Genomic DNA, 21960 nt, shown 5'->3' with positions numbered 1-21960 from the left:
GTGTCTCACAGTTGCTTAAGCTTTCAAATTTCAGCTTGTTCCAGATTGTTAAAGAGCAAAATACTTCGCAGCATACTGTTTCCAATACACTCTGAAGTATGTTTTTGAGACTGAATACTATTATTTATCGCAAACAAAAGTAATGGTGGAGCTATGCGGGATCGAACCGCAGACCTCCTGCGTGCAAGGCAGGCGCTCTCCCAGCTGAGCTATAACCCCATACAGTCAACAGTTTACCTTTATACATTACCACTCATAGAAGAGTTTAATTCTTTCTCAGACAAGGCGGAGTCATGCGAAGTTTGCTATTGCAAACGATGCGTGACGACAACGCAGTATGAGTAAGAATTTGGTAGGCCTGAGTGGACTTGAACCACCGACCTCACCCTTATCAGGGGTGCGCTCTAACCACCTGAGCTACAAGCCTATATAAAGGTATTCTGCTCGTTATTCTTCATCAGACAATCTGTGTGGACACTGCACTTAACGCTATCTTTAGGTAAGGAGGTGATCCAACCGCAGGTTCCCCTACGGTTACCTTGTTACGACTTCACCCCAGTCATGAATCACAAAGTGGTAAGCGCCCTCCCGAAGGTTAAGCTACCTACTTCTTTTGCAACCCACTCCCATGGTGTGACGGGCGGTGTGTACAAGGCCCGGGAACGTATTCACCGTAGCATTCTGATCTACGATTACTAGCGATTCCGACTTCATGGAGTCGAGTTGCAGACTCCAATCCGGACTACGACATACTTTATGAGGTCCGCTTGCTCTCGCGAGTTCGCTTCTCTTTGTATATGCCATTGTAGCACGTGTGTAGCCCTACTCGTAAGGGCCATGATGACTTGACGTCATCCCCACCTTCCTCCGGTTTATCACCGGCAGTCTCCTTTGAGTTCCCACCATTACGTGCTGGCAACAAAGGATAAGGGTTGCGCTCGTTGCGGGACTTAACCCAACATTTCACAACACGAGCTGACGACAGCCATGCAGCACCTGTCTCAGAGTTCCCGAAGGCACTAAAGCATCTCTGCTAAATTCTCTGGATGTCAAGAGTAGGTAAGGTTCTTCGCGTTGCATCGAATTAAACCACATGCTCCACCGCTTGTGCGGGCCCCCGTCAATTCATTTGAGTTTTAACCTTGCGGCCGTACTCCCCAGGCGGTCGACTTAACGCGTTAGCTCCGGAAGCCACGCCTCAAGGGCACAACCTCCAAGTCGACATCGTTTACAGCGTGGACTACCAGGGTATCTAATCCTGTTTGCTCCCCACGCTTTCGCACCTGAGCGTCAGTCTTTGTCCAGGGGGCCGCCTTCGCCACCGGTATTCCTCCAGATCTCTACGCATTTCACCGCTACACCTGGAATTCTACCCCCCTCTACAAGACTCTAGCTGACCAGTTTCAAATGCAGTTCCCAAGTTAAGCTCGGGGATTTCACATCTGACTTAATCAACCGCCTGCGTGCGCTTTACGCCCAGTAATTCCGATTAACGCTTGCACCCTCCGTATTACCGCGGCTGCTGGCACGGAGTTAGCCGGTGCTTCTTCTGCGAGTAACGTCAATCACTGTGGTTATTAACCACAATGCCTTCCTCCTCGCTGAAAGTACTTTACAACCCGAAGGCCTTCTTCATACACGCGGCATGGCTGCATCAGGCTTGCGCCCATTGTGCAATATTCCCCACTGCTGCCTCCCGTAGGAGTCTGGACCGTGTCTCAGTTCCAGTGTGGCTGGTCATCCTCTCAGACCAGCTAGAGATCGTCGCCTAGGTGAGCCATTACCCCACCTACTAGCTAATCCCATCTGGGCACATCTGATGGCGTGAGGCCCGAAGGTCCCCCACTTTGGTCCGAAGACGTCATGCGGTATTAGCTACCGTTTCCAGTAGTTATCCCCCTCCATCAGGCAGTTTCCCAGACATTACTCACCCGTCCGCCGCTCGTCACCCAGAGAGCAAGCTCTCTTGTGCTACCGCTCGACTTGCATGTGTTAGGCCTGCCGCCAGCGTTCAATCTGAGCCATGATCAAACTCTTCAATTAAAAGCTTGATTTGCTTAAACAAGTTAAGCGATGCTCGAAAATTAACTTTCGTAATAATTCACTAAATGAATTACTGCTTGGTCACTCTTCAAGACTTTAATATTTTATCGTCCGAGGACGTTAGATATTGTCTTGTGAGTGCCCACACAGATTGTCTGATAAATTGTTAAAGAGCAGCGAATTGCGAACATTCGTTCCAGCAACTCGGGAGGTGCATATTACGCTTTCCTCCTGAAGAGTCAAGCTTTTTTCTTTTCAGAAATTCGCATTACTGCGATGCTTTTCTCTTCCTCACCGAGCGACGTTTGCGTCGTTGTTCCCGGTCAGTGGTGGCGCATTATAGGGACTTCTGAACGGCTGACAACCCCTAATTTAAAAAAACTTTTCAACCGCGCAAGTTTTCACCAAAAACCACATATTTGAGGATTAAATGCTCAATTCGCGTAGTTCTGAGAAGCCTAAACGATGCAATACAGGTAAAAGTGCGTCGGTATCGCTATTTGTTTCTGTTGCATAAGCCAAATCATTTTCAGCGCTCAGCACGTTTTCCTGATTAGCAATCAGCCAAGCGACACGACGGGCTATTGCGGCACCCGAATCAACTAAACGAGTCCCAGCGGGTAATACCGCTGCCAGCTCTTCGCGCAGCAAAGGAAAATGCGTACATCCCAGAACCACCGTATCTGGCGGTTCTGCCATCGACAGCCACGGGCGTAGTATCTTCTTTAGCACCGTATGATCAATCTCTTCGCCATGCAGTTTAGCTTCAGCCAATTCCACCAGCTCAGCAGAGCCCAGCATTTTGATGCTGCAGTCTTTCGCAAAACGAGCAATCAGGTCGTGAGTATATGAACGCTGCACAGTTGCCCTAGTCGCTAGCAAACCAACAATGCCGTTGCGCGTCAGCTTTGCCGCTGGTTTTATCGCGGGCACAACCCCAACGATAGGGCAATTGAAGCGTTCGCGTAATGCAGGGAGCGTGATGGTGCTTGCGGTATTACAGGCGATGATAACAATAGAGAGAGGATGACGCTTTTGCACTTCGGCAACGGTTTTAACAACGCGGTCGATAATAAACGCTTCGTCTTTTTCCCCATAGGGGAATCCCTGATTGTCGAATGCATATATATAGTGGAGATCCGGAAGCAAATCACGGATCTCTTGATATACAGATAACCCACCCACGCCGGAGTCAAAAACCAGCGCAGTGGGTTTAGAAGTCGCTACATCATTAGAAGGTGTAGCTACCGGAGAGATAATATTCTCTCCCTGCGGTTTGGTAGCCATAAGCTGTTTCATAATCTTTATCTAACAGGTTGGCGATTCTACCACGAACTGTTAGATGAGATGTAACCGGATAAGAGGCTGAAATATCGACGGTGCTGTAGCTTGGCAATACCTGCTGCGTATTGTTGTATTTAGACGTGTTGTTATCGTAACGACGGCCATAATATTGATACGAGACATCCATATCGACATTAAACATGGTCCAGTCGAGCTGATATTTAGCCTGCCGTTTGGCACGACGCGCTAGTACTTCATCATTTTTATCATTACGCGGATCTAAATACTGCAAGGTGACCTGATGCGTGAAGATCCCTGTATCAATGCTGCCCGTCCACTCGACGCCTTTAATAGTGGCAGAATCGATATTGTCGTAACTGCCATTGTAAGGTGGTGTTGGCTCAGAAGTGTACGTAATCAGGTTTTCAATTTTGTAATGATACGCAGACAGACGCCAATCAAGTGGTCCAGTCAATCCCTCTAAACCTGCTTCCCACTGCTTAGATTCTTCAGGTTTTAGATTTGGGTTAGAAACAATATTGAAACGTGTTGAGCCAAATTGCTGTCCCAATGACGGAGCCAAGAATCCGGTGCCATAAGATAACGTGGCTCGATAGCCCGGCGTAAACTCCCAACCCGCTGCCGTTTGCCAAGTACCGTGCCAACCGAACTGTTCGTCTTTATCTTCACGGCCAGAGGCTTCCAGCGTGACATCACCCAGTTTTTGCTGTCCTGTAAGGTACAGGCCTGAATTATCACGTTTATAGCTATCAGATTTTCTGATGTCTGAGGACGTCAGACGCTGTTGCTGCCAATCAACACCTGCGCTAATTTGACCATTATCCAAACTGTAGGTATTTCCCCATTGGATATTGCGCTGTTCCATATCATCTAGCGTGGTGGCATTACCATAGCGACCATATTCACTACTGTAGTTGTAGTTTTTGACTTTCTGATAGCTGCCCATCAGCTGAGAGGAATAAGCACCTGACAAATAACGTAGCCCAGCATCATAAGTATGATTATATGTTTGAGCTTCATCGGTATAGCCTGGGCCATTAGCATCATAGTCACTGTTGTTGGTATACCCATAGCCACGAGCAAAGCCAGAAAACTCGTTGTTAAACTGGTGATCTATCCCGCCCCAGAAAGTCTTGTTGCGATAGCCATCATCATCATGATCGGGTTCGTACGTTGAACCCGGCTGCACGTTAAATCCTTTAGTGCTCTCATACGACCCCGCCAACGTCACTTTAGTGTTATCACTAATTTTCTGACGCACGCTTCCATCGTACTGCTGGAATCCTTTGGAGCCGACGCCTGCAGTGATCTGCGCGCCTTCCTTATCGGTTTGCGTAATCACGTTGATAACGCCCCCCATCGCCCCCGAGCCATACACGGCAGAACGTGGGCCTCGAATATATTCAACGCGTTGAACCAGTGAAATTGGAATTTGATTGAAATCGGCCGTATTCGAGATCCCAGGACGAGCAACAGGAATGCCATCCACCAGCACGAGAACTTGGCTTGCGCTGGTCCCGCGGATATACATCGATGCACTCTGCCCCATGCCACCATTTTGGGCGATATCGACGCCGGGTAAACGCCGCATTACGTCATTGAGCGTTTTGGCCTGCCAGCGATCGATATCATCTCGAGTAACAATATCCGTAGGCGCGAGCACGGTGGAGACCGGTTGAGGAAAACGCGAGGCGGTGACGATGACATCGTCGTTAGTATTTGCGGATGATGATGAAGGTGTTTCGTTAGAGTCTTGCGCCCAGCCAGAGAAAGCCGTGACAGACAAAGCCGCCATCAGCGCATTTTTTTTTATAGTCATAATAAGAGCATCCAAACTGAATTGGCAGGATGCCGCGAGCCGTGGCGTTAATTCGCGAAAACCACGTAAAGCGACGTGTACCGGCAGGTCTTCGGGCTTAGGATTTGTGCACCAACATTCATTGTTGTATGCACACCGGGCGATGACTTCCCATCTACAATGACAGTGTCAATATATCGCCGTGACTTCCCCATACCGCTGCGCGTCAGCTCCGGATTCACACCGGATTCCCTTTTCACTCTCCACTGGAGACCGGGCCGCCATGCTAAGTGAAAACGTATTCAGAAGTCTAGACTTCTATGATTCGGATGTAGAATAAGTCACAAAGCTGGACATCATCATTCCATCGCCTACAATCGCCCCTCTATTATTATGCTAACGAGAATTGCCATGACACCGAACACGCTGCCAACCGATCACTATGATGCCCAACTCACGGAAAAAGTTACCCGACTGGCCAACATGATGACCCCGTTTGCAGCACCGGAAATTGAGGCATTTCGCTCGCCAGCTAGCCACTACCGCATGCGCGCTGAATTCCGCGTCTGGCATGATGAAGACGATCTCTACCACATCATGTTCGATCAGCAGACCAAACAACGCATCCGCGTCGATCAGTTTCCTGCCGCGAGCGAGCTGATTAACCGGTTGATGAGCGTCATGATGGATGAGCTCAAGCCAAACCACGCTCTGCGCTTTAAATTGTTCCAAATTGACTATCTGTCGACCATGAACAATAAAGTGGTGGTTTCTCTTCTTTATCACCGCAAGCTGGATGATGAATGGAAAGTGGAGGCTGAAGCACTTCGCGATCGCCTGCGTGCACAAGGTTTTGACCTGCAGCTTATTGGCCGAGCAACCAAAACAAAAATCTGTTTCGATCACGACTATGTTGATGAATGCCTACCTGTTGCTGGCCGTGACATGATCTATCGTCAGGTTGAAAACAGCTTTACTCAGCCTAACGCGGCCGTAAACATTAAGATGCTTGAGTGGGCGCTTGACGTTACACAGGATTCCACAGGCGATCTGCTAGAGTTGTACTGCGGCAACGGCAACTTCTCCTTGGCACTTGCGCGTAACTTTAACCGCGTGCTCGCGACAGAAATTGCTAAACCTTCCGTTGCCGCGGCGCAGTTTAATATTGCGGCCAACCACATCGAGAATGTGCAAATCATTCGCATGGCGGCAGAAGATTTTACTCAGGCGATGAACGGCGTACGCGAGTTCAAACGTTTGGAAGGTATCGATCTCAAAGGTTATCAGTGCGAAACCATTTTCGTCGATCCGCCGCGTAGCGGCTTAGATGACGACACGTTGCGCATGGTTCAGGCGTATCCGCGGATCCTCTATATCTCATGCAACCCTGAAACGCTCTGCGCAAACTTGGAGACGCTGAACGAAACACATCGGGTCACACGTTTGGCGCTGTTCGACCAGTTCCCGTATACCCATCATATGGAATGCGGCGTGTTGCTGGAAAAACGCGATTAAAAACGATTCAGATTAAAACGCAAAAAGGCAGCCAATGGCTGCCTTTTCTATTTGTATTGTCTATCAGCTCGGCTCAATCACTCAGGATCGTGGAAGTCTTTTCCGCTATCAACCTCAGCGTTCTTCTTAAACGCCTTGATACGGTAGGCAATCCAGAAAACCAACACAATACACAGGAGGGTTGGCATAAAGTTAGAACCAATTTCTGGATACTCAACGCGAACAATGGCGCTATACATCAGCAAACCAAGCAGAAAACACGAAGAGGAAAGCACCGGCATACCTTCAGGCATAGAACAGTTCAGATAGCGCTGATGCAGGCAATACACTGATAAAATCAGAGCCAGCAGGGGAAATACCGAAAATGATACGGCTGAGCTAAACAGTGCGGCAAAAGATCCGCTGATAGAAAGCCCCGCAACCAATGACAGAACCAATGTTCCCACATCCAAACGACTTTTAATCATGACCAACCCTATGCTTTAAATTTATTCCTGAGCCTGCTGCTCTGCATTTTCATGCATATGCGCGATGTGTGCCTTCTCCTGCTCACGACGGTACCAATAATAAGCGCCCTTGGAAATCATCCGCAACTGCAAAACAAGACGTTCTTCCAACAAACGACGGTGTTCCATATCAATATCTAACGCTTCGGCACCCGCGCTAAATACGATAGTCACCATCGCCTCAGCCTGTGCTTCAGTAAAACTGCGCGGCATGTGATTTTCAATTTCAAGGTAATCGGCAAGTTCCGCAATAAAGTGCTGAACCTCACGCTGCACCGCCGCACGGAACGCGGCGGAAGTACCGGAACGTTCCCGTAAAAGCAGGCGAAAAGCATTCGGATTATTGCCGATAAATTCCATAAAAGTTGCTACAGATGTGCGGATAACGCTGCCACCTTTGGCAATACGTTGACGAGCCTGACGCATTAACTGACGCAGCATCAGCCCACTTTCATCCACCATCGTTAACCCTAGCTCATCTACATCACGAAAATGGCGATAGAAAGAGGTTGGGGCAATACCAGCTTCACGGGATACTTCACGCAGGCTCAAACTCGCAAAGCTCCGCTCAGCGCTTAGCTGATTGAACGCCGCCTCGATCAGTGAACGACGAGTTCGTTCTTTTTGTTGCGCTCTGACACCCATATTAATATCCGGTTAAATGTAAGTTTCTTTATTCCACCGTCGGCTTTTTTTGATTCTGGCGCGGTAGTTCAGCGCCACTATATCAAACTTTACCCCAACCACGCTTCTATGACCTGTGACATGTATAGCTAGGATGACAAAAACAGGGTGCGAATTGCCACGAAAAGCGTAGGGATGATTGGGGATGCACGGTTATTATGTTAAGGTAACGTTGTATTTTTGTATAAGAAAGGCCTACCCTACATGCAACAGCACTATTCTTTTGATGCCATAGTGATTGGCTCAGGTCCCGGTGGTGAAGGCGCCGCCATGGGTCTGGTAAAACAGGGCGCGCGGGTTGCCGTTATAGAACGGCATTTTAGCGTTGGTGGCGGATGTACCCATTGGGGCACCATCCCTTCGAAAGCACTTCGCCACGCCGTTAGCCGCATAATTGAATTTAACCAAAATCCTCTCTACAGCGACAACTCCCGAATTCTTAAATCGACATTCCCTGATATTTTGCGCCATGCCGATAGCGTTATTAATCAGCAAACCCGCATGCGTCAGGGATTCTACGAGCGTAACCATTGCCAATTATTCTCCGGTGACGCCGAGTTTATCGATGCTAACACCCTCAGCGTTAGCTACCCAGACGGCACACGCGATACCTTAACCGCCGATAACATCATTATCGCCTGTGGTTCACGCCCGTATCATCCGTCTGGCGTCGATTTCAAGCATCCGCGCATTTACGACAGCGACTCCATTCTGCAACTTAACCACGAACCGCAGCACATCATCATTTATGGTGCTGGCGTTATCGGCTGCGAATATGCGTCGATTTTCCGTGGATTGAGCGTAAAAGTGGACTTAGTGAATACCCGCGATCGCTTGCTCGCATTTCTCGATCAAGAAATGTCAGATGCGCTCTCTTACCACTTCTGGAATAACGGCGTTGTTATCCGCCACAACGAAGAGTTCGAGCAGATTGAAGGCGTTGAAGATGGCGTCATCATGCATCTCAAATCCGGTAAAAAAGTGAAAGCCGATTGTCTGCTGTACGCCAATGGCCGTACAGGGAATACCGATGCGCTGAAACTGGAAAATGTCGGGCTTGAAGCCGATGGACGTGGCCTTCTGAAGGTCAATAGCATGTACCAAACGGCCATTTCACATATCTACGCCGTGGGTGACGTCATTGGCTATCCAAGTTTAGCCTCCGCGGCTTACGATCAAGGACGTATTGCTGCTCAGGCCATTATGCAAGGCGAAGCTAACGTACATCTGGTCGAAGACATTCCTACCGGTATTTACACCATTCCTGAAATCAGCTCCGTAGGTAAAACCGAGCAGGAACTGACAGCAATGAAGGTGCCGTATGAGGTGGGCCGTGCACAGTTTAAACATCTGGCGCGCGCACAAATCGCAGGCATGAGCGTGGGAAGTTTGAAGATCTTATTCCATCGCGAAACCAAACAGATCCTAGGGATCCACTGCTTTGGCGAACGTGCGGCGGAGATCATTCATATCGGCCAAGCAATCATGGAACAGAAAGGAGAAGGTAATACCATCGAGTATTTCGTTAATACCACCTTCAACTATCCAACCATGGCTGAGGCCTATCGTGTGGCTGCGTTAAACGGGCTAAACCGCCTGTTTTAAAGCGTTGCACTGTTGCGCCATGACGCCCTGCATATGCTCGCGGATTGCTTCCGCGAGCTGTTCATAGCGCGCGCGCAGCGGAGAACCTGGGCGATAAACTAATGCGATAGTTCGCTTCGGTTCAGGCTTATAGCATTGCAGATAGCAAATGCCATCGCGTTCACGTTCAGGTGGAACCGCTAATGCTGGCAGCAAAGTAATACCGCTTCCCGCAGCAACCATGTTGCGCAGCGTTTCTAAGCTGGTTGCACGGAAATGCGTATCTTCATCTGCCCCTGCTTGGAAACAGAATCCCATCGCCTGATCGCGCAGACAATGCCCGTCTTCCAGCATTAACAAATGCTCGCCGGCCAGCTCAGACATCGCAATTTTATCTTTGTCTGCCAGAGGATGGCCGTTATACACCGCCAGCTTCATAGGCTCATCAAACAATGGCACTTCAATAAATGCCTCGGTTTCTTTGACCAATGCCAGAATCGCACAATCCAATTTGCCGCTATCAAGCTGCGCTAACAGTTGGTGGGTCTGTGCTTCATGCAAATACATTTCCAGCTTAGGGAAAGTCTTGTGCAGCGTTGGAATAATCTGTGGCAGTAAATAAGGCGCAACCGTTGGGATTAAGCCGATGTGCAGTGGGCCGGACATCGCCTCACCCTGCTGGCTAGCCATCTCTTTAAGTACTTTAACCTCACGCAGAACCGTACGTGCCTGATCGACAAGTAATAATCCTGCTTGGGTGAACAGTACCTTACGGCTGGTACGCTCCAGAAGCATCACACCCAACTCATCTTCCAGCTTACGGATTTGACCACTCAGCGTTGGTTGGCTGACGTGGCATGAGTCGGCAGCGCGACGAAAATGGCGATGTTCAGACAGCGCCACTAGGTATTCTAAATCTCGAATATTCATATTTATCCTCCGAGCCATGATAGCTCATGGCGATAAATAAGATAGCAATGAACGATTAGAACTATCAAGCCTAAGTGTGAATAATGTCCATCAACGAACGGCGACACGCCAACACCAGTAATTTTTAATCTAATAATTAAAGGGTTAATCCATGTTTACTAGCCAAGAAGGTAAGAAAATTCCACAGGTAACTTTCCACACCCGTCAGGGCGACCAGTGGATTGACGTGACTACCGATGACCTGTTCAAAGACAAAACCGTTATCGTGTTTTCTCTGCCGGGTGCATTCACCCCAACCTGTTCATCAAGCCATCTGCCGCGTTATAACGAGCTGGCTCCAGTGTTCCATGAAAAAGGCGTCGACAGCATTCTGTGCGTTTCCGTTAACGACACCTTCGTAATGAATGCATGGAAAGCTGACCAGAAAGCAGAGCACATCACTTTCGTTCCAGACGGCAACGGTGAATTTACCAAAGGCATGAACATGCTGGTCGAAAAAGCCGATCTCGGCTTTGGCCCACGCTCATGGCGCTATTCCATGCTGGTTCGTAACGGCGTGGTTGAAAAGATGTTTGTTGAACCTAACAAGCCAGGCGACCCGTTTGAAGTATCTGATGCAGATACCATGCTGAAATATTTAGCACCCGATTTCAAAGTGCAGGCTTCGGTTTCCCTGTTTACCAAACCAGGTTGCCCATACTGCGCTAAAGCCAAACAAATGCTGCAAGACCGCGGCATCCAGTATGAAGAGATCGTGCTGGGTAAAGACGCAACCACCGTGAGCCTGCGCGCTGTAACTGGCCGAGCGACTGTTCCACAAGTTTACATTGGTGGACAACATATCGGTGGCAGCGATGACTTAGAAGTTTACCTGCAACAGGCATAATCACCTGCAAGTAGTCGTTATTATAAAAAAGTAAGCCAACATTTTGGCGGGTTCATCCCGCCTTTTTTTTCCGATTTCAGGAGATAGCTTCATGAAAGAACTCAATGTTGACGTGGCCGTTATCGGCGGCGGTACAGCAGGTCTAGGTGCCTATCGCGCAGCAAAACTCTCTACGCCAAGCGTTGTCATGATCGAGGGTGGCCCATTTGGCACAACCTGTGCTCGCGTTGGCTGTATGCCTTCCAAATTACTCATTGCCGCGGCAGAAGCCGTGCATCAAATCGAGCGCGCTCCCGGTTTTGGCATTCACCCTCATGGTGAAATAAAAATTGATGGCCGCGAAGTCATGGCTCGCGTTAAACGCGAACGCGACCGCTTCGTGGGTTTTGTGATGGAAGGCGTCATCAGTATTCCTGACAACGACAAAATTCTCGGTTACGCCCGTTTTATCGATGACAATACCCTACAAGTTGACGATCACACCCGCATCGTGGCAAAACGCATCGTTATCGCCACCGGTTCTCGCCCAACATGGCCGGCACCGTGGAACGATCTCGGCGATCGCTTGATTATCAATGATGATGTATTTAACTGGGACGATCTGCCTGAATCTGTGGCGGTATTTGGCCCCGGCGTTATCGGTTTAGAGATCGGCCAAGCACTTCATCGTCTCGGCGTGAAAGTGAAAGTCTTTGGCGTCGGTGGTGCCGTAGGCCCTCTCACGGACAGCGATGTACGCGATTATGCTCGCCGCGCTTTAGGCGAAGAGTTTTATCTCGATCCCGATGTGAAAGTCGAGATCATGCAACGCGAAGGCGATCGCGTATTTATTCGCTATCAGGATTTAGACGGTAAGCCACAGGAAATCATGGTGGACTACGTGCTGGCGGCCACAGGTCGTCGTCCAAACGTTGATAATCTCGCCATCGAAAATACGTCGCTTGAGCTTGATGCACGCGGCGTTCCGGTCGCCGATCGACTGACCATGCAAACTAGCGTGCCGCATATCTTTATCGCCGGTGATGCAAGTAATCAGCTTCCGCTGTTACACGAAGCCAGCGATCAGGCTCGAATTGCCGGTGATAATGCGGGTAGCTTCCCAGAAGTGAAGCAGGGCTTACGCCGCAGTTCAATTTCGGTGGTGTTCTCCGATCCACAAATCGCCATGGTCGGTTCAACCTATCGTGAACTCAGCCAAAAATATGGTGCCTGTGGCTGCTTTGAGGTTGGCGAAGTCTCTTTCGAAAACCAAGGACGTTCTCGCGTCATGCTGCGTAACAAAGGCTTACTGCATGTTTATGGCGAACAAGGAACGGGCAAATTCCTTGGTGCTGAAATGATGGGGCCGGAAGTTGAACACATTGCACATCTGCTCGCATGGGCGCATCAACAAGGTATGACCGTCGATCAAATGCTGGATATGCCGTTCTATCATCCTGTAATAGAAGAAGGCCTGCGAACCGCATTGCGTGATTTACAAAGTAAGCTGCGCATCGGCGGCAGCGAGACCGAGCGCTGTATGCGCTGTCCGGGTGAATAACGTCGCAAATTTCGCTAAAAAACCGGGCATTGCCCGGTTTTTCATTGATACAACAACTCAACTAAAGCAGGCGCTGTTTTGCCTCGGCAATCGCCTGAGCGACCTGATGCGGAGAAACGCCACCTTTGGCGCTACGTTTATCTAGGCAAGATTGCAGTGACAAAATAGGATAAACGTCATCGCCAATCACGCTGCTGAATTTTTGCAGTTCGCTGAGGCTCAATGCTTCCAACGCTTTACCCTGCTTAATCGCTCCCACCACAGCTTCACCCACAATATGGTGGGCTTCACGGAACGGAACACCTTTCGCGACGAGGTAATCGGCCAATTCTGTTGCGTTAGCATATCCCTGTTCTGCCGCCTCTTGGCAACGAGGGCGCTTCACCTGAATACCATCCAGCACCAGCGCCGCCATATGCAGGCAGTCCATCCACGTATCCAGTGCGTCGAATAGGCCTTCTTTATCTTCTTGCATATCTTTGTTGTAGGCCAACGGTAGGCCTTTCAACGTCATCATCATGCCGGTCAACGCGCCCTGCACACGACCACATTTACCGCGAATCAGTTCTAATGCATCGGGATTTTTCTTCTGTGGCATCAACGATGAGCCAGAAGTCACACGATCGGATAACTCTACAAAGTTCGCTTCACCGCTGTTGAAGAAGATCAGATCTTCCGCAAAGCGCGACAAATGCACCATACCAATGGACGCATTAGAAAGCAGTTCCAGCACGTGGTCGCGGTCAGAAACGCTATCCAAACTGTTGCGCGTTGCGCTGGCAAAACCTAGCCATTCCGCCAGCTGTTCACGATCGATTGGATAAGCCGTGCCCGCCAAAGCCCCACACCCAAGCGGACTGACATCCAAACGCTTCAACGTATCGTGCAAACGGCTTTCATCACGCGCCAACATTTCAGCATACGCCAAGCACCAGTGTGCAAAAGTCACCGGTTGAGCGCGTTGAAGATGGGTATAACCCGGCATCACCGCGTCCTGATTAGCTTCAGCCGTTACCACCAGCGCCTGCTGCAACTGCTGAACAGCCAGTAACAACTCACCGATCTCATTCTTGCACCAGAGTTTCAGATCCGTAGCAACCTGATCGTTACGGCTACGCCCCGTGTGTAGTTTTTTACCTAAATCACCGACTTTATTAATCAGCTGCGTCTCAACCCAGCTGTGAATATCTTCTGCATCGCTGGCCAAAATCGCCTCAGGGTTTGCCTGAACCTCTTCCAGCAAAACACCCAACGCGTTTTCCAGCTTCTGCTGTTCTTCAACCGTTAAAACATTCACGGTAACCAGCGCCTTCGACCATGCCACCGAGCCGGTAATATCCTGCTCAGCCAATCGGTAATCAAACCGCAGTGAGTCATTAAATTGCTTAAACCGCTGGTCTGCCGCCTGACTGAACCGCCCGCCCCATAGTGCCATGTGATGCTCCGTTAAATTTTAGTGTTCTACTCATTATTACCCCACCCCAACCCTCCCCTTCACAGGGGAGGAAGCTGTCCGCAATCGTTGCTCGATCGGCTCCTCCCCCTGTGAAGGGGGAGGTTGGGAGGGGGAAGGCCTGCTATTATTTCTTCTCGTTCAGCGCACGAATACGTGATGACAACGAGAACAAGCGAATAAAGCCGCCCGCATGGCTGTGATCGTAAACGTCATCTTCGCCGAAGGTAGCAAACTCTTCGTTATACAGGCTGTTGCCAGATTTTTTCTGGATCGCCGTTGCCTGTCCTTTATACAACTTAATCACGACTTCGCCATTAACATCTTTGGCGATGGAATCAGCGGCTGCCTGAATGGACTCACGCAGCGGCGCAAACCAGCGGCCATCGTATACAACATAGGACATTTCCTGACCAAGCTGCTCACGCCATTTAAAGCAATCACGATCCAGAACCAACTGCTCTACGCCGCGCAGAGCCGCCATCATAATGGTGCCCCCTGGGGTTTCGTAGCAGCCACGGGATTTGATCCCTACCAGACGGTTTTCCACGATATCAATACGGCCCACACCGTGTTTTGCACCCAACACGTTCAGCGCTTCTAAGCAGGCAAACGGGCTCATTTTTTTGCCGTTAACCGCCACTACTTCGCCGTTTTCAACACCAACGGTCACTAATTCAGACTCATTTGGTGCATCTTCCGGGGAATTGGTCCAGACCCAGCAATCTTGGTTCGAGGCATTCCATGGGCTTTCAAGCACGCCGCCCTCGGTGGAAATATGCCAAGCATTGGCATCACGGCTGTAGATTTTTTCCAACGATGCCGTGGTTGGGATATCGCGCACTTTCAGATAGTCCAGCAGCGCCTCACGCGAACGTAAATCCCACTCACGCCAAGGAGCAACAACTTTCAGTTGTGGAGCCAACGCGGTATAGGTGGTTTCGAAACGAACCTGATCGTTACCTTTACCGGTTGCACCGTGGCATAGCGCATCCGCACCGAGTTTCAGGGCGAGTTCAACCTGCGCTTTGGCAATCAGTGGACGCGCCATTGAGGTTCCCAGCAAATAGGTTCCTTCGTACAGCGCACCGGTTTTCAGCACAGGGTAAACATAATCTTTAATGAATTCTTCACGCAGATCGGCGATATAACAGGCTGAAGCACCAGAGCGCAGCGCTTTTTCTTCCACGCCAACCAAGTCTTCACGCTCTTGGCCAATATCTGCCACGAATGCAATAACCTCACAGTCGCCGTAGTTTTCTTTCAGCCAAGGAATGATTGCCGACGTATCCAAGCCGCCAGAGTAAGCCAGAACGATTTTGCTGATGCCTTGCGTTGCCATAGTCTTTTCCTTTATCTCAATAACTTAAAATTATTTAGTTAGATTAGGTCGTTATTACCCTAAATTGACGGGTAATTAATTTGCGAGAATTCTGGTGCCTACCGGCACACCATTAAACAATGCCGGAAGTTTCTCGGCATGGCGCCAGCTTGCAATATCAACCGGCCTTCCCAGAGACCGAGCGGCATCAAGCGCAGCGTTTACTTTTACAATCATTCCATCGGTAATAATGCCTTGAACGATCAGTTGCTCTGCTTTGGCAGCCGTCATTTCTTCTATACGCTGCCCTTTGCCATCCAGAATACCGCTAACGTCTGACAGCAAAATCAAATCCGCGCCTAAGGTTGCCGCCAATGCGGTAGCAGCCTGATCGGCATTCACATTCATCAATTCGCCTTCCGCGGTGATCCCAACCGAACTGATAATCGGCAGATAGCCCGTTGCTAACAGCGTCGTGACCAGCGCAGGTGAACCCGCTTTCGCTTTGCCCACATGACCGAGTTCTTCTGACAACTGGCTCACTTCAACCATATCGCCATCGCCCAATGACAAACCTACCGCTGCAATTTTGTGTTTCTTGGCACAGGCCAGCAGCGTTTTGTTTGCCGTACCGGCGAGCGCACCGGCGATAATGCCGATCTGATCGGCTGGCGTGACGCGCAGTCCGTTCTTCTTCACTACCGGCAAATTGAGCTGTTTCATCAAATCATCCACTAAACAGCCACCGCCATGAACAATCACCAGTGGTCGCTGATGGCTTTGGCGGTAAGCAACTAAAGCCTGAAACAAACGTTGCATCGCCTCTTCACTATCGAGTAGTACGCCACCTAACTTGATGATTAATGGATTATTCATAGCAGTCTCTTTTTAAAGTTAACGTTTGGTCGTTACAGCAATGATTGGGTTTCATTAAATCCAAAGCGAATATTCATGCATTGCACCGCCTGCGCCGCCGCGCCTTTCAGTAAGTTATCTTCGGCAGACACAATAATCAGATGCTCACCCTGCAGCGCAAAACCGATGTCGCAGAACGGCGTTCCCGCCACGTTTTTTATCGCCGGAACACCTTTGTCATAGACGCGAACCAACGGTTTTTCTGCATAGGCCTGCTGATAAGTAGCGCCGACCTGCTCAGCCGTTACACCCGCGGTTAATTTGCAGGTAATCGTGGCCAAAATACCGCGAGGGAAATTGCCTAAGTGCGGAGTGAAAATCACCGGCGTTCCTACATGGGTCGCAATTTCAGGCTGATGGCGATGTGTAAAAATGCCATAAGGCTGCAAACTCACTTCGCAAAAACTGGTCGTCATACTGGCTTTACGCCCTGCACCACTGACACCGCTAACGGCGTTGATAACCGGCCATTGGTTTAAATCGAGCAGACCCGCATCAATCAGCGGCTTTAATGCCAGCTGTGATGCGGTGGGATAGCAGCCGGGAACGGCCACCAGTTGAGCCTGTTTAATATCTTCAGCACGCCACTCCGCCAATCCGTAAACCGCTTTGTCGAGCCAGTCGGCATGCTGGTGAGTAAATCCATAATAATCTTGGTAAAAACTGGCCTGATTCACCCGATAAGCACCGGAAAGATCAAACACCACGCAGCCCATCTGCAAAAACTGAGGGGCTAGGTCATGACTAACTTCATGCGCCGTAGCAAGAAAAACCACATCAACATCTTTTGCCATTGCCGCCACATCGCTCATCGGCAATAACGGTAAATCAACAATGCCTTTCAACTGAGGATGCAAATCAGAAAGCAATTTTCCCGCATCTGCACTTTGCGCTGAAACCGTTAAACCGGTTATGTTCATATGAGGATGGCGCTGCAGATAAGCGGCGAGTTCCGCGCCGGTATAACCGCTGGCTCCTACAATTAACCCATTTAACGTAGACATGTATCGATTCCACCTTCTTAGTTTTTATGAAAGATTGTTGATCGGAAAAATTACATTTGGCGCTGCTCATCATAACTTTTACGGTTTCATTCGGCGAGCGCTTATTGTATTTTTATTCATAAATAATGCATGAATATTGATACTATCCTAACGAAAGGCTGTCAACAGTGAATATGAAATTACCGCCATTTATTGAGCTGTACCGTGCCCTGATCGCCACTCCATCCATTAGTGCAACGGACAGCGCGCTCGATCAAAGCAATGAAACATTAATCAACTTACTCGCAGGCTGGTTTAGCGATCTTGGTTTTCGGGTTGAAGTGCAGGCCGTGCCACATACGCGTAACAAATTTAATCTCCTCGCCAGTTATGGTGAGGGAAGTGGCGGGCTGATGCTGGCGGGCCATACGGATACCGTGCCGTTTGATGATGGGCGCTGGACGCGCGATCCTTTCACGCTTACCGAGCACGACAATAAGCTTTACGGACTCGGCACCGCAGACATGAAAGGCTTTTTCGCTTTTATTCTGGATACGCTGCGCGATGTGGATTTGAGCCAGCTCAGCAAGCCACTTTATATTTTGGCTACCGCCGATGAAGAAACCACCATGGCTGGCGCGCGTTATTTCGCCGCAACGACGCACCTTCGCCCCGATTGCGCCATCATCGGTGAGCCAACCTCACTCAAACCCGTGCGTGCGCACAAAGGACACTTATCAGAAGCGATCCGCATCACAGGACAATCCGGCCACTCCAGCGATCCCTCGCGCGGCGTAAACGCAATCGAACTGATGCATGATTCCATCGGCCATCTGCTGACGCTGCGTAACACGCTAAAAGATCGCTTCCACCACGATGCTTTTACCATTCCATATCCAACCATGAACCTTGGTCATATTCACGGCGGCGATGCCCCTAACCGAATCTGCGCCTGCTGCGAATTGCATATGGATATTCGTCCGTTACCAGGCATGACGCTTAACGATATTGACGAGTTACTCAATCAGGCACTTGCTCCAGTCAGTGAAAAATGGCCGGGCCGTTTAACCATTGAACACCTGCATGTGCCGATCCCAGGATACGAATGCCCTGTCCATGCCCCGCTGGTGCAGGTTATCGAGGGATTATTAGGCGAGCGTGCGGAAGTGGTGAACTATTGCACCGAAGCGCCATTTATTCAGGAAGTTTGTCCTACACTAGTCTTAGGGCCCGGCTCAATCGATCAAGCCCACCAGCCCGATGAGTACTTAGCAACGTCGTTCATCCAGCCCACGCGTGATTTGATCGGCCAAGTGGTTAGACATTTTTGTAGATAATCGATGAATTATCGATCCGCGCTTTAATGAATTATTCGCAGTGAAAACGGCGGTGATATCACCCTATCGCCGCCGTTTGCAACGTAACTGTTATTAGAAACGTTAATTCCCGTCACCGTGTAATTAAATTTCAGTTAAATCACCAAATTCATGTCGTTTAGCAATAAATTGTGACAATTGACGTAGACAATGGAACGTGGCTTTATAAAAGAGGCGGTCTACGCCTTTCGGGTGAAAGAAATTTACATATTGGAGGGGTCAGGGGTCTTATGAACGAACAATATTCGGCAATGCGAAGTAACGTCAGTATGCTAGGGAAGCTGCTCGGCGACACCATCAAAGAAGCGCTGGGCGAGAATATCCTAGACCGCGTTGAGACTATCCGTAAATTATCAAAATCCTCACGTGCGGGTAACGATGCAAGCCGTCAGGAACTGTTAACGACGCTACAAAACTTGTCGAATGATGAGCTGTTGCCGGTTGCCCGCGCCTTTAGCCAATTCCTGAGTCTGACAAATACCGCCGAGCAATATCACAGCATTTCCCCTCATGGCGAAGCGGCAAGTAACCCTGAAGTGATGGCTCAACTTTTCACCCGTTTGAAAAACAACAATCTCAGCGATGAGCAGATCAAAAAAGCCGTAGACGATCTCTCCATTGAGTTAGTCCTCACCGCTCATCCTACTGAAATCACCCGCCGTACCCTGATTCATAAACTGGTTGAGGTTAACAACTGCCTTAGCCAGCTCGATCACAGCGATTTAGCCGACTACGAACGCAATCAAATCATGCGTCGTCTGCGCCAGCTGGTTGCTCAATCATGGCATACCGATGAAATTCGTAAAAATCGCCCATCCCCAATTGATGAAGCTAAATGGGGATATGCCGTGGTGGAAAACAGCCTGTGGGAAGGGGTTCCTGCATTCTTACGCGAGTTTAACGAACAGCTAGAAAACTCATTGGGTTACCAACTACCGGTTGAAGCTGTGCCCGTGCGTTTCACCGCATGGATGGGCGGCGACCGTGACGGTAATCCGAACGTGACCGCAGACATCACGCGCCACGCTTTACTGTTAAGCCGTTGGAAAGCCACAGACCTGTTCCTGCGTGATATCGCCGTGCTGGTTTCTGAACTGTCGATGACAGAATGCACGCCAGAACTGCGCGCTCTGGCTGGGGGGGATGAGGTTCAAGAGCCATACCGTGAGCTGATGAAAAAACTGCGCACGCAGCTAACTGAAACTCAGGTTTATCTGGCCGCGAAAATCAAAGGCGAACGCGCGACGCGCCCAGACAATCTGCTGGTGAAAAACGAGCAGCTTTGGGAACCGTTGTACGCCTGTTACCAATCGCTCAAAGCCTGCGGCATGGGTATTATCGCCAATGGCCAGTTGCTGGACACGTTGCGCCGCGTTCACTGCTTCGGCGTGCCGCTCGTGCGCATGGATGTTCGTCAAGAAAGCACTCGCCACTCTGAAGCCTTAGCTGAGCTCACCCGTTATTTAGGCCTAGGCGACTATGAAAGCTGGTCAGAAGCTGACAAACAGGCCTTCTTGGTGCGTGAACTCAACTCTAAACGCCCACTGGTTCCACGCCAATGGGAGCCAAGCGCTGAAACTAAAGAAGTCTTTGATACCTGCCGCGTGATCGCGGAGGCACCTCAGGGCTCCATCGCCGCCTATGTGATTTCGATGGCGCGCACCCCTTCCGACGTTCTCGCTGTTCATCTGCTATTGAAAGAAGCGGGCTGCCCTTACGCGTTACCTGTTGCTCCGCTGTTTGAAACTCTGGATGACTTAAATAATGCCGAAGACGTGATGACTCAGCTGTTGAGCATCGATTGGTATCGTGGCTTTATTCAGGGTAAGCAGATGGTGATGATTGGCTACTCTGACTCAGCAAAAGATGCAGGCGTGATGGCAGCATCATGGGCGCAATATCGTGCTCAAGAAGCCTTGGTTAACGTGTGCGAAAAAGCGGGCGTGGCATTGACCCTGTTCCACGGTCGCGGTGGTTCAATCGGTCGCGGTGGTGCACCGGCTCATGCGGCTCTGCTTTCACAACCGCCGGGCAGCTTGAAAGGCGGTCTGCGTGTCACCGAGCAAGGCGAGATGATCCGCTTCAAACTCGGTTTACCACAGGTCACCATCAGCAGCCTATCGCTGTATACCAACGCGATTCTGGAAGCGAATCTGTTGCCACCGCCGGCACCAAAGCAGGAATGGCGCGATTTAATGGATGAGTTGTCAGACGTTTCCTGCGATATGTATCGTGGCTATGTACGTGAAAATAAGGACTTCGTGCCTTACTTCCGCTCTGCCACGCCTGAGCTTGAGCTTGGCAAACTGCCTTTGGGTTCTCGCCCTGCCAAACGTAAACCAAACGGCGGCGTAGAAAGCCTGCGCGCTATTCCATGGATCTTCGCTTGGACGCAAAACCGCTTAATGCTGCCAGCTTGGCTGGGTGCGGGGGCTGCGCTACAGGCCGCCGTAGATGAAGGAAAACAGTCAACGCTGGAAACCATGTGCCGCGACTGGCCGTTCTTCTCAACCCGCATTGGCATGCTAGAAATGGTGTTTGCGAAGTCAGATTTATGGCTGGCTGAATACTACGATCAGCGCTTGGTTGACGAAAAACTGTGGCCGCTAGGCAAACAGCTGCGCGATCAGCTCTCGAAAGATATCAAAGTGGTACTCACCATCGCCAATGACGATCACTTGATGGAGGATCTGCCATGGATCGCAGAGTCTATCGCGCTGCGCAATGTGTATACCGATCCTTTAAACGTACTGCAGGCTGAATTGCTGCACCGTTCACGCTCGCTGCCGGAGCCGGATGCTAACGTTGAACAAGCGCTGATGGTCACCATCGCAGGCGTTGCAGCCGGTATGCGCAATACAGGCTAATCTCTCCCTGACAATAGACGCGCTATCTCTTTAGTTAGCGCGTTTTTCTTCTAGCGCCCCCCTCAGATCTCTCAAGTCTTCGCCAAACAACTGTACGTAATACTTTCCTTCAATGAAAAATCACAATACATCACGAACTTTTATTAAAAATTAGCATCTATTGTTACGAAAAAATAATATTGCTAGTATCGTTCGGCTTTATTGCAGCGCTTACTCGTTGTTCATTAATTCCGAGACACATGTTTATTGCGGTT

The 21960-nt window shown here is 49.9% G+C and carries 15 protein-coding genes, 2 tRNA genes, 1 rRNA gene and 1 riboswitch; of the genes, 6 read left to right on the top strand and 12 right to left on the bottom strand.

The window, feature by feature from the left end; genetic code table 11:
- Positions 1-143: 143 nt before the first annotated feature.
- The 5 genes from U0008_RS00635 to btuB form a co-directional block, all read right to left on the bottom strand.
- A tRNA-Ala gene (locus U0008_RS00635) sits at positions 144-219 on the bottom strand.
- 131 nt (positions 220-350) lie between these two features.
- A tRNA-Ile gene (locus tag U0008_RS00630) sits at positions 351-427 on the bottom strand.
- A 73-nt stretch (positions 428-500) separates the two neighbouring features.
- Positions 501-2043, bottom strand: a 16S ribosomal RNA gene (locus tag U0008_RS00625).
- A gap of 426 nt (positions 2044-2469) precedes the next feature.
- Positions 2470-3330, bottom strand: coding sequence for a glutamate racemase (murI, locus tag U0008_RS00620; RefSeq protein ID WP_043490155.1), 861 nt, complete (start codon positions 3328-3330; stop codon positions 2470-2472).
- Positions 3275-5167 carry a TonB-dependent vitamin B12 receptor BtuB gene (gene btuB, locus U0008_RS00615; RefSeq protein ID WP_043490151.1) on the bottom strand — a complete coding sequence of 631 codons (1893 nt, stop codon included), beginning with the start codon at positions 5165-5167 and terminating at the stop codon, positions 3275-3277. The genes murI and btuB overlap by 56 nt, the downstream gene beginning before the upstream one ends.
- A gap of 65 nt (positions 5168-5232) precedes the next feature.
- Positions 5233-5439: riboswitch (cobalamin riboswitch) on the bottom strand.
- 118 nt (positions 5440-5557) lie between these two features.
- Between btuB and trmA the strand changes: the two genes are divergently transcribed.
- Positions 5558-6661: a tRNA (uridine(54)-C5)-methyltransferase TrmA gene (trmA, locus tag U0008_RS00610; protein WP_043490148.1), complete on the top strand. Its 1104-nt coding sequence runs from the start codon at positions 5558-5560 to the stop codon at positions 6659-6661.
- A 77-nt stretch (positions 6662-6738) separates the two neighbouring features.
- Here the strand turns inward: trmA and U0008_RS00605 are convergent, their stop codons facing one another.
- Both U0008_RS00605 and fabR read right to left on the bottom strand, forming a co-directional pair.
- On the bottom strand, positions 6739-7128 hold the full coding sequence (locus U0008_RS00605; protein WP_025801450.1) for a YijD family membrane protein: 390 nt from the start codon (positions 7126-7128) through the stop codon (positions 6739-6741).
- A 21-nt stretch (positions 7129-7149) separates the two neighbouring features.
- Positions 7150-7812 carry an HTH-type transcriptional repressor FabR gene (gene fabR, locus U0008_RS00600; protein ID WP_025801451.1) on the bottom strand — a complete coding sequence of 221 codons (663 nt, stop codon included), beginning with the start codon at positions 7810-7812 and terminating at the stop codon, positions 7150-7152.
- A 243-nt stretch (positions 7813-8055) separates the two neighbouring features.
- On the opposite strand from fabR, the gene sthA reads away from it, so the two are divergent.
- A complete protein-coding gene (sthA, locus tag U0008_RS00595) occupies positions 8056-9456 on the top strand; it encodes a Si-specific NAD(P)(+) transhydrogenase (protein WP_025801452.1) in 1401 nt (466 codons plus the stop codon).
- Here sthA and oxyR read toward each other — a convergent pair.
- Entirely contained in the window at positions 9439-10365 is a 927-nt protein-coding gene (oxyR, locus tag U0008_RS00590; RefSeq protein ID WP_025801453.1) for a DNA-binding transcriptional regulator OxyR, read from the bottom strand. The two genes, sthA and oxyR, sit on opposite strands and share 18 nt — an antisense overlap.
- Positions 10366-10516: 151 nt before the next feature.
- On the opposite strand from oxyR, the gene U0008_RS00585 reads away from it, so the two are divergent.
- Together U0008_RS00585 and U0008_RS00580 are read left to right on the top strand one after the other, a co-directional pair.
- Positions 10517-11251, top strand: coding sequence for a glutathione peroxidase (locus U0008_RS00585; protein WP_025801454.1), 735 nt, complete (start codon positions 10517-10519; stop codon positions 11249-11251).
- A 91-nt stretch (positions 11252-11342) separates the two neighbouring features.
- A complete protein-coding gene (locus U0008_RS00580) occupies positions 11343-12791 on the top strand; it encodes a dihydrolipoyl dehydrogenase (protein WP_043490145.1) in 1449 nt (482 codons plus the stop codon).
- 61 nt (positions 12792-12852) lie between these two features.
- Here the strand turns inward: U0008_RS00580 and argH are convergent, their stop codons facing one another.
- The 4 genes from argH to argC form a co-directional block, all read right to left on the bottom strand.
- A complete protein-coding gene (gene argH, locus U0008_RS00575; protein ID WP_043490142.1) occupies positions 12853-14226 on the bottom strand; it encodes an argininosuccinate lyase in 1374 nt (457 codons plus the stop codon).
- 145 nt (positions 14227-14371) lie between these two features.
- Positions 14372-15586 (bottom strand): argininosuccinate synthase, encoded by a 1215-nt coding sequence (locus tag U0008_RS00570; RefSeq protein WP_043490141.1) that lies wholly within the window; start codon positions 15584-15586, stop codon positions 14372-14374.
- A gap of 75 nt (positions 15587-15661) precedes the next feature.
- Positions 15662-16441, bottom strand: coding sequence for an acetylglutamate kinase (gene argB, locus U0008_RS00565; RefSeq protein ID WP_043490138.1), 780 nt, complete (start codon positions 16439-16441; stop codon positions 15662-15664).
- A gap of 32 nt (positions 16442-16473) precedes the next feature.
- Positions 16474-17484, bottom strand: coding sequence for an N-acetyl-gamma-glutamyl-phosphate reductase (argC, locus tag U0008_RS00560; RefSeq protein WP_043490136.1), 1011 nt, complete (start codon positions 17482-17484; stop codon positions 16474-16476).
- Positions 17485-17651: 167 nt separating this feature from the next.
- On the opposite strand from argC, the gene argE reads away from it, so the two are divergent.
- Together argE and ppc are read left to right on the top strand one after the other, a co-directional pair.
- Entirely contained in the window at positions 17652-18800 is a 1149-nt protein-coding gene (gene argE, locus U0008_RS00555; protein ID WP_130934660.1) for an acetylornithine deacetylase, read from the top strand.
- Between the two features lie 269 nt (positions 18801-19069).
- Positions 19070-21706 carry a phosphoenolpyruvate carboxylase gene (gene ppc / locus U0008_RS00550; RefSeq protein WP_043490132.1) on the top strand — a complete coding sequence of 879 codons (2637 nt, stop codon included), beginning with the start codon at positions 19070-19072 and terminating at the stop codon, positions 21704-21706.
- The last annotated feature ends 254 nt before the right edge of the window (positions 21707-21960 follow it).

Origin of the sequence: Hafnia alvei, from assembly GCF_034424155.1 — a bacterium.
Taxonomy (GTDB): domain Bacteria; phylum Pseudomonadota; class Gammaproteobacteria; order Enterobacterales; family Enterobacteriaceae; genus Hafnia; species Hafnia alvei.
This window is presented reverse-complemented; position numbering and strand designations above follow the sequence as displayed.